The sequence below is a fragment of the Microbulbifer sp. genome, assembly GCF_036563125.1.
In the GTDB taxonomy this organism is placed as follows: Bacteria; Pseudomonadota; Gammaproteobacteria; order Pseudomonadales; family Cellvibrionaceae; genus Microbulbifer.
The window spans coordinates 1-13,720 of sequence record NZ_DATCMV010000058.1; the positions used below are offsets into that span (position 1 = coordinate 1).

A 13,720-nucleotide genomic window follows, 5' to 3' on the forward strand; every position below is an offset into this window, starting at 1 on the left:
GCCTCGACAATATAAACCTGAAAGCAACCGTAAGCACCCCTTCGGTAGCACAATTACTTCCCGAAGCCGAAAGCAAATGCACCAGCCAGGGTGGCCAGTTTTATGTGAACAGGCAGAACAACAATCACAATTGTGTGATTACGCATTCTGGAAAGAACTCGGCCACCGGCTTACCGGCACAAATGGTAGGCACTACCCATGCAGTAACAGGCAGTGCATCAACTAGCCGCAACTCAAGTGCCAACGCATCTCGTACCAGTACATCCATGGCGAGTGCTATGGCAGCGCAGGGACAAACCTCCTCCTTGCCTGCCGGTGCCGAAACAATCAAGGTAAAGGAGGCCAAGGCCATCTGCTTTAAGCGCGTGGAGTCTGGCAAACCGGAAGGCTGGAAATGCATCGGTCCGGCACAAAATGCAACCCAACTGTTTGCCCACACAGAAACAGAAGCACTCTATTCCGTGCGCTGCAGCAATCCGCGCAAGCGAGTACATAATGTGCGTGGCGACTATAGAAACTTCAACACCGTCGATTACGTGCACATTGCCTATGGCTGCGGAAAGCCACTGGACCACGGCAACATTGATATCGATGAGATGCTGCAGATCAAATGGCCGGCTGATGCAGTATTTGTTGAGTACACCTGTCCAAAATTTGGAGCAAGGAATGTAGAAAACTGCCCATTTGAGGAAGTCAAAAATATATAGATAAAAGCAATAGTTCCAATAGTGGAATTTGAATTAGAAATGGGCGCTTTAGCGCCCTTTTCTAATTGCAAACCACCGTTTCAAGATGGCACGCCTTCAAAACTCGAAAAAATTTGCGTATTTCCGTCAAACTACAAGAACCACACCCAAAAACGCCTTATTCGGCGCAATGACCAGCCAGGCACTCTCTGCTGTGGCCGCGACAGCCGGTAAAAATGCACCCACCAGTACAATAAATAGCTTTCGGCCAGCCACGTGTAATCCGGTGTAATTTGCCCCATTTCACTCTACATAATCACACTTTTGCGTGTTATAAGAACGGCCATAAGACGAAGAGGCAGTTGCTCTATGCCCAGCATGTGATGCTGGCCACACTGAGAGTGTGTCCTGACTTCGCGAAATAAAAACACAACACTATAAAGAGCAAGACCATTATGAAAAAGGCTCTAGCCATCGTACTGGGTATGGCGGTCCTGCAGGGGTGTACCGCGCTGTTGCCTCCGAACAACCCAAACGAATTTGCCGAGCGCTTGAGCGATTCTGCATTTGGCAGGGTATATTCCAAAATGCCGGCCATCCCCTATCGGGACTCCGTACGCAGTCTGAAAGCCAATATGGACAGCTGTGTGGAAGGGGTAAGGCAGGACGCGACCCTCTTTTCCCAAGGGGCGCTCATCGGCAGCGCGTCGGGTATCTGGCATTACGCCATCACTGCCACAAGTGACTCTCTCACCCAGTTCACCGTCCGCAGAGAATCCCTAGGTCTTTCCGGCCCGCAGCACGAGGGCGGTAATATCGTGGCAGTGATCAATGTGGAGCCACAGGAATCCGGTGTTTCGATTACCGGCTATTCTCCCTGGGGTTCAAAATGGTTTATGCAGTCGGTAATGGCGTGGGGAGAAGGTGAGAACGCCGCATGCCCTATTGGGTGAGGTAACAGCGCAAAAATGCCCGGGGTTTTCCCGGGTACCTTCGAATATTCTTCCCATTTGGTTTCGAACTGCTGTGGTTAAAAAGAGAGCGGTTTGCTTCGGATACATCCCCGTAGCTTTTCTTACACCTCTTATAACGCCAATGTGCTTGAAGATGTCTTTACTCAAAGCGTTGACCACGGCCGGGTTTCTACGCAATCAAATTCAGCGAATTAAGTAAAAACCAAAATTTTTACCGTAGGCTTTTACTTCGTCATTTATCGGTTCCATGATCGAAAACACGTTGGCAGCAAGTACCAGATGCATAGGCCGGGCCGATAGTTTGGGATTTGCCGCGCGCAGACCAAGGAATCAGTATTTGAGACCCTGCTGACAAACAAGACACTGATTGCAATGCGTACTCCACTCCCGCGAATACTTTCCACCCTGTGTGCCGCCTGCCTGCCGCTGCTCGCAAACCCTATAAGTGCTGCCGAGCGCCCAAAACCTGGGCCCGATGACGTAGCTGTCCTGATTGCCACAGACCACACTCGCCCGGGTGATTACAGTGAGGCCAGCAACGGTGCAGAGGGCCGCGAGCGCGACTATATCGATCCCGCCGCAGACTACCTCGCCGACGCGCTGCGGGCACATGGACTTACGGTGAAAATTGCGCGTGTTGAAGAGCAGCTTCCCGTGGCACGCATTGCCAACAAAACTGATTTTGATAGCGCCTATGCTGCCTATGACGAGTTGTTACGCAGTGCGGTGCGTGCAGGCAGCACGATAGTGGCACTCCATTTTGATGCCGACCGCTTACCGCCCGAAGCCAGCCTGGCCGACGCGGAGTACATTGGCGGAGCACAAATTATTGTGGACGACCGCTCGCTAAGCCCCGGTACTAAAACACTCACCAAACAATTATTGGTTCAAGACAAAATTCTGCAAACCCTGGCGAGACAAGGTGCCAGGCTAAGACCGGACTATACGGATAAGCTGCGCATGCAGAAAAACCAGACCCTGTATATTGCCGGCAACTCCAGCGGCGGCGCGTTTCTGCTGGAGCTGGCTCCTCAACAGCAGGCCCGCGAGCAATTTGGCAACCCGCAACAGGTCGCCCGCGCACTAAGCCCGGCACTGGACCAGTTGGCCGAAGCCATTGCGCGGTTCCGCAGCGCGCAGCCATGAATACTTTGCTCTAAGGGCCGCGAATAGGCAGGAGCATTCGTGATAACAGCGGCTCAGTACCGAGCCGCAATGGCAGCTGCTCCGGTAGTTTTTCCTCAGGCTTTTTCCATCAATGCATCATCCTTTTCCGTGGCGCGGCGGTAGGCGTCGCGGTCGGTAACGCGCTTGGCGTAGTCGATAAACTCGCTGCGTTTTTCAATGGTGCCGAACTGCACGCCCCAGTTGATCTGCGCTCCCACATACACGTCGGCGGCGGTAAAGCGGTCGCCGGTGACATAGGCATGGCTCATAAACCAGTTGGAAAGGTTGTCGAGCACTGCCGCGTAGCTGCCGTAGCCCACCATCCGCTGCTTATGTGCATCCGGCGCTATCCCGAGGGTCTTGGTGTCGATGATCGCGGATTCCAGCGGTCCCGCGGCGAAGAACAGCCAGCGGTAGTAGCTGGCGCGCTCTTCGGGTGTGGGCGCCATCCCTGCCTGCGGGAAGGCTTCCGCCAGATAGGCGCAGATGGCAGCGCACTCCGTCACTACCTCGCCGCGGTGCACGATGGCCGGCACTTTGCCCATGGGGTTGATCTTGAGGTAGGCGGGCGCTTTCATGCTGCCGTCGTATTCGAGCACTTCGGTGCGGTAGGGCGCAGCCACCTCCTCCAGCATCCAGCGTGCAATGCGGCCCCGGGACTGGGGGTTGGTAAAGAGAATTACCTCATCATTCATAACGCTCTCCATTTCGTCGTTACTCTTCATTGGTCTGTGTGGGGTGTGTAATCCGAACGCGAGCACTGTAATTCTTAAATAGGCTATATTCCGCCCTAATAAATTTTGCAGGATGCAAGTCATGTCGAATCCGACGACGCGAGTGCTGGCGCTGCTGGAATTGCTGCAGAGCCACGGCAACGCCAGCGGCAGCGAGCTGGCCAATATGCTCGGCGTGGATGGCCGCACGCTGCGCCGCTATATCGCGACCCTGGAAGAGATCGGCATTCCACTCACCGCGGAGCGCGGGCGCCACGGCGGCTACAGGTTAGTGTCTGGCTACAAGCTGCCGCCGATGATGTTCTCCAACGAGGAGACCCTGGCCATCTCCCTCGGCCTGCTGGCGGCGCGCAGCCTGAGTGTAGGTGAAGTCTCCATCGCCGTTGCCAGTGCCCAGGCCAAGCTGGAACGGGTAATGCCGCAGAAGCTGAAACAGCAACTGCGCGCGCTGGATGACAGCATCACCCTGGACCTGGTGCCAAAGGCGGCGCCGGATACGGCCACGCTGGCCACCCTTGCCGCCGCCACCCAGCACCGCTGCCGCACGGTGTTCGACTACGCCGGCGGCAGCGGCAACGCTCATGGCGCCGTCAGCGAGAACCCAACCCGGCGCGAGTTCGACTCCTACGGTCTGGTGTTCCGCCGCGGCCGCTGGTACGCGGTGGGCCACTGCCACCTGCGCGCCGAGATCCGCACGTTTCGGCTGGACCGCATGCTGCAGCTGCGCCGGCTGGAAATCCCCTTCCGGCGGCCACAGGATTTCGATGCGGCTGCGTATCTCACCAACAGTTTCGCCAGTATGGACGCGGGCATTGAAGTGGAGCTGCTGCTGCACACGGACCTGGCGCATGCCAGCGCGCTACTCGGGGACGAAGTAGGCCTGCTCACGCCGAGAGGCGATGCAGTGCACTGGCGCGCGCACACCGGCTGCCTGAATTGGTTTGCCGGGCAGCTGGGGCGGCTGCCGTTTTCCTTCGAAATTCTCACCCCGTCGGAATTAAAGGTGGAATTGCGCCGTCAGGCGGAAAGGCTGCTGGCGATGACGGCGGCTTAACGAGGGTTGGCTTGTCATTTGCATCGCTTGCCTGTGGTCACACCTGTAAGGTTTACTGCTAGTGCCACAGAAGACAACGAGGACCCGCTAGAGGTTAGTTAATTTTGCGAGTTATTTATGCGCCCTGATTTCCTGCAGCAAATGCTGCCTACCTTCTACAAGTCCGCTGAGCAAACGGGCAACTGGTGCCAGGCGCTGGATCTGATCAGAGATGAAATGCAGCTCGGGTGCGTTGTGGTGCAGATGCTCAAGCGTGATGGCAACCGCCTGAACCAGCAGTGGATCGTCCGGGATTCCATATCCACCGAGCATGCACAGGCCCATGACTGCCTGGTTAACAATGCGGACAACCCGCGCCTGGATCTCAGTAACGCCAGGCTGCCGATGGCCGAGAGCATCGTCATTCGCGACGAGTGCCGCACTACCGCGCAGATTCCACGTTTCCGGGAACTCCGCGAGCGCACACAGATGCTCGGCCTCGGGCGTCCGGCCATTTTGGGTGTACAGCTGGGTGAGGACCGTAATCTGTGCATGATTTTGCACCGGCGTTACGACGATGCGCGGGAGTTCAGTGAGGAACAGGAGCGGTTTCTGTACCAACTCACGCCCCACCTGAAGCAGACCGTTGCACTCTCTGAAAAGATCGGCCAGCTGGAGGCGCGCACGGAATTTCTTTCCCAGTCACTGGATCAATTCAATACCGGGGTGGTGATTCTCGATCGCCGCGGCGCCCTGCACTGGAGCAACCACTGTGCCCGCCAGATCATCCAGCGCTCCCGGCACCTGTCCCTGTCGGGGACAAGGCTGCGCTGCGCGGCCAACGCTGACCAGCGCCTGCTTGCCGAATTGATTGACCGGGCTGGCAGCGGGCGTGGCTCCAGGTTTGTGAGTGCCATCGGCCCGACCTGGGATGCACCACTGCAGCTGCTCGCCGTACCCATGCCGTTTGGGGGTAATACGGCTGCGCCCTATATCGCGCTGTACCTGTCTGAAAGTGAAGTCAGGCTGAACCTGCAGGCGGTGGATATTGTGCAGCTGTTTGGCCTCACGCCCGCCGAGGCGAAGCTTGCAATCGCGCTGTGTGATGGGTGCTCGGTCAGCGAGTATGCGGCGAATCTGGGTGTTGCCGTGGGTACTGTCCGTATTCAGCTAAAGAGTATTTTCTCCAAGCTGGGCGTTCACCGGCAGCCGGAACTGGTGCGAATTATCGGCTCTTCGATCTCCGCGAAAACCCTGCACACCCTCAACTAATTCCCTGCCTTAAATCCTGCCCCAGGGTTTTCTTCGCTATGTGCGGTGCCTGACTGGCGGCGCCGCACACGCCCCCAGACACCACGCGATTTCCCAGTGCCGACAGCACACTTTGCCTGTCGCATATCTCAAATTGGATATGACACTCCGATTGCCCATCCATAGCATCGAATAGCGTTTGAAAACGATGACTGCGACAGCTGGCGCTGTCTGGGCTTTGCCAGGAGTAAATGGACAATGACAAAAAAACCAACCAAATACCTATTCGCGAATTTTGCCGGGATCTTATCCATCGGTCTGCTGCCGGCAGTGGTACACGCCAAATTGACCGTTGAGCCGCTGGTGGCGCAGGTCGGGCCCGAATCGGATGTGCCGGTTGCGATCCAGAATGCCCGCTGGCATATGAACGATGGCGACATCAACGTCCTGACCTTCCGCAGTATGGACACGCTGTTTACGACCCGGAAGGTGGCCCGCTCCGGCAACCCTTTCGAGCTGGCCCGCGAGGATCACACGCTGGATTTCAGCTATCGCTTTGAGGGCAAGACCTACAAGCCGGAGGAGTTCCTGGATCGCACCTATACCAATGCCATGCTGGTGATGAAAGACGGCAAGATCGTTTACGAGAATTACCTCAACAACAGCACACCGGATACGCATTTCATGGGGTGGTCCATGACCAAGTCCCTGACTTCCCTGCTGGTGGGCTGCGCGCTGGAAGAGGGGCGAATCCGCTCACTCGACGACGACATCACCGATTACCTGCCGGAGCTTAAAGATGGCGCCTACAACGGGGTCTCCATCCGCCAGGTACTGCAGATGCGCTCCGGGGTGGATTACGAGGAGAGTTACGAGTTCGACAGCCCCGGCATTGCCGCGCGCAACCATATTCAGGCGCTGGTAAAGAACGTGGTGCGATTCGCGGACGCGGCCCGGGATATCAAACGCGCGCACGCGCCGGGAAAAGTATTCCAGTACAAGACGATTGATACCGCCGTACTCGGCCTGCTGCTGGAACGGGTAAGCGGCGGTAGCAACCTCGCCTCCTATATGGCCAGCCGGCTATGGGAACCGCTGGGAGCCGAGTTCGATGGCTTTTTCATTATGGACGGCGAGCCGGGAGTTGGGCGTGAGTTCAGCGGTGCCGGCTTCAATGCAGCGCTGCGCGATTACGCCCGCGTAGGACTGATGATGCTGAATGGCGGCAAGCTGAATAACCAACAGATCATTCCCGCCGACTGGGTAAAAGAGTCGACCAAACCCGCCGGTGCCGAGGATGGCCCAATGGATTACGGCTACCAGTGGTGGACCGTCTCCAAAACCCCTGCCTATTCCGCCATTGGCCTGCAAGGCCAGTTTATCTTCGTCGATCCCTCCACCAACACAGTGATCGTCAAACTCAGCTATTTCCCACCGAACGACAAAGACGACGCCGCAATGCGGGAAACCTTCAGTTTCTTCGAGGCCGCGTCCAAATGGCAGCCCGAATAAATTGAACGAACATCGGTAAATAAGCCGGGCGAAGCGGTACTCGTCCATCGCTAAATAAAAAAGCAAAGAGAGCAAGGAGTATTCCGTGAAAAACCACCAGCTATTACTGGCAACCCTTTTGGGTTCTGCCAGCAGCTATGTGCTCGCCCAGGCCAGTGCATCGGAGATGGATGCCAGCACAAAAGCCAGTTCCGGCATTGAGGAAGTTGTGGTTACCGCCCAACGCCGGGAGGAAAGCCTGGTTGATCTGCCCATGTCAGCAACGGCACTCAGCGGCGACATGTTGAAAAACAGGGGCGTCGCCAACCTGAAGGATTTGCAGACGGCTTCACCCTCGCTCTCTATCAGTGATACCGGGCCGACCCTCAGCGTGAATATTCGCGGCATCGGCATTGCTACCAATACCCCGAACATTACCGCTGGGGTGGCCACTTACGTAGACGGCCTGTTCCAGCCACCTATCGTTCAGTCCAGCAGTTTTTACGACATCGAAACTGTGGAAGTACTGCGCGGCCCCCAGGGAACCTTTGTGGGAAACAATTCCACCGGCGGTGCGATATTCATCAACACCAAATCGCCCGAACTGGATACGTTCGGCGGCTATGCGGAAACCTCCGTGGGCAATTTCAACAATCTCGGTTTGGACGGTGCAGTCAATGTACCAGTTTCCGACACCCTCGCCATTCGGCTGGCGGGCTTCAAGCGGGACCGCGACAGTTTCTACCAGGATACCGGCCCCTACGATAACGACGCCGGCAAGCTGGATGAATACAGCGGGCGTCTCGGTGTGCTGTGGGCGCCGGAAAATTTCGAACTGCTGTTCAAGGCACAAACCAACAAACGGGATACCGGTGGCTATACGGCTCAACCGATTCCGGGTACTACCTACGGCGAATTCCGCACCGGAGATGCCTTTACCCTGGCGTTCGACGAGGACGTGTCCTACGAAGATCGCGGCGATATGTACAGCCTGAAGGTGGATTACACGCTGGAAAACGGCATCGTGCTGCGTTCCCTCACCGGCTATCAGGACAAGAAAATCAACAACGTCTCGGACCTGGATGGATCTTCGGCACCGGTGACGGTCAATGGCGATATAGTGGAAGACTATTTCGCCAATGAAAAACAGCGTAGCCAGGAAATCAATGTCATTTCGCCAACAGACGGCAAGTTAGATTGGGTGGTGGGCGGTTACTATCAGAAAACCGATATCGACATCATGATCGTCGACACCCAGGCCGGCTTCCCCACAGATATACCCGGAGGAAATGCCCGCACGGTGACCGGTCTGTTTGCGCAGGGCAATTATGAACTCCTGCCGTCCTGGGAAGTGCAGGCGGGCATTCGTCAATCCACCTATGACGTGACCGGCTGGGGCGGTATTTATGTGGGCCGCGGTATACCGGACTTTCCACCCGGCGGCCTGCAGGTGGGCGACCTGTCTGGTGACTACGAGGATGATCGCATCACCGGCAAGCTCGCATTGAACCACCACCTGGATAACGGCCTGCTCTATGCCCAGATCTCAACCGGTTACAAACCCGGTGGCTTCAATTCCACTACGTCGACATTTGATGCCGAAGATGTCACCAGTTACGAGCTGGGATGGAAATTCAGTGCCCTTGATGATCGCGTGCGCACACAGCTGACCGCCTTCTACAACGATTACCGTGATTTTCAATTCGCGGCGCTGGAAACATCCACCGGTGTGGAAGGTTCCGAAAACATTGCCGATATGACCATCCAGGGCATCGAGGCACAGGTACAGGCACGGCTGGGTAATTGGTTGCTGAGCGCTAATCTCGGCTATACCGATTCCGATCTTCCCGGGCAGACTTTTGTGAATGCCCGGGCGCTGCCGGGAAGTGCGCTCGGCCCGCAATGCCCCGCGGGTGTACCGTCCATGCCGCCAATCTGTTTCGACTATGCGCCGTTTACGGAGTCCACCTCCGGCGGCGATGCACTCTACGCACCCGAGTGGACCTATAACGTCTCCCTGAGTTACGAGTTCAATTTGTCGGATGGACTGTATCTGACACCGCGACTCAACTATTCCCATGTGGATAAGCAATACACCTATCTGCCGTACGCTCCGCAGTCGGATGTGCTGGACAGCCGCAACCTGGTCAACGCTTCCCTCGCTCTGGTCAGCGAGCAGTGGCAGCTGGAAGCCTACGGCAGCAACCTGACCGATGAAGAGTATGTCTCCGGTCAGTTCGGCATCACCGAATTCTACGGCGCACCGCGCCAATATGGGCTGCGGCTGAACGTCACGTTCTAACCACGGATACGACCGCTACGCGGTCGTTTTTTCCAAAGCCTGTGCACCTTGGCTGCGCAGGCCTTTTTAGTTTTCTGCCTTATTTGATTCTAAATATTCCGGAGCATTTATGAGCGCCAGCCGTATGCGCAGCAACCATTTTCCGGCCATCTACTTATTTGCCTGCACACTAATTGCAATATTTTCTTCAGGCTGCGAGCAGCGCGCTGACCGGGTTCTGCTCGGCGGTGACATTTATACGATGGATACGGCACAGCCGCGGGTTACGGCGGTCGCCGTCAAAGACGGCAAGTTCTCCTATGTGGGAGATGAGGCTGGCGCGCGCAGACGGATAGGGCCTGAAACTGACGTAATTACTCTGGATGGCAGCCTGGTGCTACCCGGGTTGATCGACGGTCACACGCATCCCGGCATCCTCGCCCTGTTCGCATCAACAGACCTGGTTGAAGTACCCGATCCAGAGCCACAAGCGCTGCTTCAGTGGCTCCGGTCCTACGCTGACACGCACCCGCAGGTGCCATTCATTATCGCCAGCTACTGGCGTACCGCGGACTTCGGTATCGAGGGACCCGACAAGGCGATGCTAGACCAGGTGGTAAGTGATCGTCCCGTCGCGCTGATGGATGACTCCGGACACAGTATGTGGCTGAACAGCAAGGCGTTGGCACTCATGGGGGTCAGCGCAGACTCCCCTGATCCCGCCCCGGGACTGGCCTACTACCAACGCCGGGAAAACAACGAACCAACCGGCTGGATAAAGGAATTTACCTTCGCCTCCATTCAGGAACGGATTTTTGAAGGTGCCGATCCCGCCGTTTTTGAGTCCAATCTGGAAAACTTCCTTCACTACCTGTCCAGCAAAGGGGTTACCAGTCTTTACGACGGCGGCAACCTCGGCTTGCACGACAAGGTCTATGGCGTGCTGGCAAAACTGGACAGGGAAAACCGTCTGCCCCTTCGCTATGAGGGTACTTACCACGTTCACTTGCCGGAACAGATTGACAGCGCCATTGCCGAAATTAAACGCCTGCGCGCCACCTACTCAGGCACGCACCTGACATTCAATGCGGTAAAAATTCATTTTGACGGCGTGCACGAAATCCGCACCTCAGCAGTGCTCGATGAATTCGAAGATGACCCAGGTAACCAAGGTGGCACGCTGATCGAACAGTCGCGCTTGATAGAATTCATTGGCGAATTACACCGGGAAAAACTCGACCTGCATATGCACGTGGTTGGCGATAGAGCCACCCGACTGGCGCTGGATGCCTACGAGGCCGCGCGCAACAAGGGCTGGGATTATCCACAGCTTACTCTCTGTCATTTGGAATTGGTCGACGATGCGGATATTCCCCGCTTTAGGGAACTGGGTGTTATCGCCAACTTTACACCGCACTGGTTTGGGGATCTCTATCAGGGGGCCGAGTCCAGCCTGGGGGAGCGCAACAACCACAAGATGCGGGCGCGAACCTTTATCGAGTCCGGCGCGGTGGTGACATTTTCCAGCGATGTGGTAGTACCGGAAGAACTTAAACGTGCCAACCCCTTTCTCGGCATGCAGATTGGCATCAACCGGCAGGATTTGGAGGGCGGCCCGAATGCGAAGGTCATGCAACCGATTACGGAACGTCTGGAACTTCAGCAGCTTGTCGAAGGGTACACGATCAACGGTGCCCGCCAGCTGAGAAAAGCGGATGAACTGGGATCTATTGCCGTCGGCAAAGCCGCGGATCTCGTCGTCCTCAAGGACAATATCTTTTCCCGGGAAATGTACGAAATCCACAGTGCAAAAATCGCCAAAACCATGCTCGGCGGGGATTTTGTATTTGATGACCAACTCGTAAATTCATTGAAATAGTGGAGTGATGCATGGCTACGGATGTTCAAAAGAGAAGTACGTTATTCGGTTTGGCTGGACTCATTGGCACCCTGGGTATAAGCGCGCCAACTAAAGGGCGGGCCAATGAACTGTTCAAAACACCGGAGCAAAGGGCGCTCAAGGCAGAATTGGTGCTGCAAATCCATGTTGAACTCGGCGATACCGAAGACATGGGTATGAGTGCCGAAGGCCACCGGATCAACTACCCCATTGTGGGCGGACATTTCAGTGGCCGTGGATTGAAAGGCAAAGTCATACCCGGCGGCGCAGATATGTCCGTCGAGCGCAGCGATGGCGTGACCATGATCAACGCGCTGTATCGCCTGAAAACTGATGAGGGCGACACCATTATTATCGACAACGCCGGCGTATGGCGCCCCAACGAAACGGGGCTGAAGAAGCTGCAGTCGGGCGCACAGCTCTTGGCTGAGGATTACTACTGCCTGACGACGCCCAAATTCAAGACGTCTTCAGGCAAGCACAACTGGCTCACGCAAAATATTTTCGTCGGCACGATTGATGATGTGGGTGAACACGCTGTGCTTATTGGCTGCTACTTGATGAACCAGATTGGATAGCTACGGCGTTCGATTTCGTCTTTCTCGGATAATTCAAAGACCGCGAACTATTCTGGACTTTACTGTTACCATGCCGCGCTTAAACCAGCCGCCGATCATTTTTTGGCCCATGCCCGAACAGAGAGTCCAGATGACATTCCGCACCCTGGGATTGAGTGACCCGATCCTGCAAGCCCTCGAAGACAAGGGCTATTCAACCCCCACCGAGATCCAGCGCAAGGCGATTCCCGCCATTCTGGAGGGGCGCGACGTGATTGCGACCGCGCAGACCGGTACCGGCAAAACCGCCGCCTTTGTGTTGCCTATTCTCCAGGCGCTCCGTGGTGAGCGCGAGCGCCGCCCGAAGCGATTCCGTGCGCTGATTCTGGTGCCCACCCGCGAACTGGCCATACAGGTCCAGGACAATATCCAGCTGTATGGTAAGCACTTGGCGGTCACTTCTATGTCCATGGTGGGTGGGGTAGACCTGGAACCGCAGAAACAGCAGTTGATCGACGGCGTGGACATTGTGGTCGCCACCCCCGGGCGCCTGCTGGATCTGGCGTACCAGCGCGCGCTCTATTTTGACGAGCTGGAAACGCTGGTGTTGGATGAAGCCGACCGCATGCTGGACATGGGCTTTATCGACGACCTCGACAAAATCATTGCGCGCCTGCCCGCCGAGCGCCAGAGCATGCTGTTCTCCGCGACCCTGTCGAGCCAGGTAAAGTCACTGGCCAGGTCGGTGGTCAACAATCCGGTTGATGTCTCCGTTGCCAGCAACCAGAAAACCGCACCAAAAATTTCCCAGTGGCTGATCGCGGTCGACAAGCACAATAAATCGGCGCTGCTCAGCCACCTGATCAAGGAGCATAACTGGACCCAGGCACTGATCTTTATCCGCACCCAGCACGGTGCGGCGAAGCTGGTGAGCCAGCTGGAGAAGCGCGGCATCAAGGCGGAAGCAATTCACGGTGGCAAGAGCCAGGCATCGCGCTCGAAGATCCTCGCGGATTTCAAATCCGGTGAACTGAACATACTCGTGGCCACCGGCGTTGCCGCGCGTGGTATCGATATCGATGAGCTGGAGCGCGTGGTCAACTACGATATGCCCGATGAGGCCGATGAATATATCCACCGCATCGGCCGTACCGGCCGGGCCGGCTTATCTGGCGAGGCGGTATCGCTGGTATCAAAAGACGATTTCAAGCGGCTGTGTGCGGTGGAGCGCCGGCTCGGCAAGATCATCGATCGGGTCACCATCGAGGAATTCCCGGTGGTGAAAGACCTGCCGCCGTCGAATTTAAACTTTGTCGCCAAAAGTGGTAAAACACCCAAGCACGCCAAGAAAGAGCACCACACCAAGAAAGAGAACCACAGCGCGAAGGCGGAGCAGCCTGTAGCGAAAACGCCATGGGGAGCTATTAGGAAATGATCGACTTCAATAACAAGAGCGTGTTCAAGCTCAAGCAGAATGCAGACTTCGCGGAAAAAGTAGCGCCGCTGCTGCTAGACGGCGAGGAAGTACTGGATTCGTTCAAATCCATGCGCGACGGCGTGGTGTTTACCAGCAAGCGCATCATTGCGCTGAATGTGCAGGGCATCACCGGCAGCAAGAAGGATTTCACCTCCCTACCTTACAAGAA

At 56.3% G+C, this 13,720-nt stretch carries 12 protein-coding genes; 11 read left to right on the forward strand and 1 reads right to left on the reverse strand.

Annotated features, from left to right (window positions below):
- The 3 genes from VIL80_RS04405 to VIL80_RS04415 all read left to right on the forward strand — a co-directional run.
- Positions 1-707, forward strand: a 707-nt coding sequence (locus VIL80_RS04405) for a hypothetical protein (RefSeq protein ID WP_332034938.1), incomplete at its 5' end; no start/stop codon positions are given.
- Between the two features lie 434 nt (positions 708-1,141).
- Positions 1,142-1,639, forward strand: coding sequence for a hypothetical protein (locus tag VIL80_RS04410; protein ID WP_332034939.1), 498 nt, complete (start codon positions 1,142-1,144; stop codon positions 1,637-1,639).
- A 393-nt stretch (positions 1,640-2,032) separates the two neighbouring features.
- Positions 2,033-2,806 carry a hypothetical protein gene (locus VIL80_RS04415; RefSeq protein ID WP_332034940.1) on the forward strand — a complete coding sequence of 258 codons (774 nt, stop codon included), beginning with the start codon at positions 2,033-2,035 and terminating at the stop codon, positions 2,804-2,806.
- Between the two features lie 95 nt (positions 2,807-2,901).
- Here VIL80_RS04415 and VIL80_RS04420 read toward each other — a convergent pair whose 3' ends face one another.
- Positions 2,902-3,522, reverse strand: coding sequence for a glutathione S-transferase family protein (locus VIL80_RS04420; RefSeq protein ID WP_332034941.1), 621 nt, complete (start codon positions 3,520-3,522; stop codon positions 2,902-2,904).
- 121 nt (positions 3,523-3,643) lie between these two features.
- Here VIL80_RS04420 and VIL80_RS04425 point away from each other — a divergent pair, with 121 nt between their 5' ends.
- The 8 genes from VIL80_RS04425 to VIL80_RS04460 all read left to right on the forward strand — a co-directional run.
- On the forward strand, positions 3,644-4,615 hold the full coding sequence (locus VIL80_RS04425) for a helix-turn-helix transcriptional regulator (RefSeq protein ID WP_332034942.1): 972 nt from the start codon (positions 3,644-3,646) through the stop codon (positions 4,613-4,615).
- A gap of 117 nt (positions 4,616-4,732) precedes the next feature.
- Complete coding sequence (locus VIL80_RS04430; protein ID WP_332034943.1) at positions 4,733-5,866, forward strand: helix-turn-helix transcriptional regulator; 1,134 nt, start codon at positions 4,733-4,735, stop codon at positions 5,864-5,866.
- Positions 5,867-6,103: 237 nt separating this feature from the next.
- A complete protein-coding gene (locus VIL80_RS04435) occupies positions 6,104-7,357 on the forward strand; it encodes a serine hydrolase domain-containing protein (RefSeq protein WP_332034944.1) in 1,254 nt (417 codons plus the stop codon).
- 85 nt (positions 7,358-7,442) lie between these two features.
- Positions 7,443-9,638 carry a TonB-dependent receptor gene (locus VIL80_RS04440; RefSeq protein WP_332034945.1) on the forward strand — a complete coding sequence of 732 codons (2,196 nt, stop codon included), beginning with the start codon at positions 7,443-7,445 and terminating at the stop codon, positions 9,636-9,638.
- A 109-nt stretch (positions 9,639-9,747) separates the two neighbouring features.
- On the forward strand, positions 9,748-11,496 hold the full coding sequence (locus VIL80_RS04445; protein ID WP_332034946.1) for an amidohydrolase: 1,749 nt from the start codon (positions 9,748-9,750) through the stop codon (positions 11,494-11,496).
- Between the two features lie 11 nt (positions 11,497-11,507).
- Entirely contained in the window at positions 11,508-12,095 is a 588-nt protein-coding gene (locus VIL80_RS04450) for a DUF3237 domain-containing protein (RefSeq protein WP_332034947.1), read from the forward strand.
- 130 nt (positions 12,096-12,225) lie between these two features.
- Positions 12,226-13,509, forward strand: a complete 1,284-nt coding sequence (locus VIL80_RS04455; RefSeq protein WP_332034948.1) for a DEAD/DEAH box helicase — start codon at positions 12,226-12,228, stop codon at positions 13,507-13,509.
- Positions 13,506-13,720, forward strand: a 215-nt coding sequence (locus VIL80_RS04460; RefSeq protein ID WP_332034949.1) for a PH domain-containing protein, incomplete at its 3' end; no start/stop codon positions are given. The genes VIL80_RS04455 and VIL80_RS04460, both read left to right, overlap by 4 nt.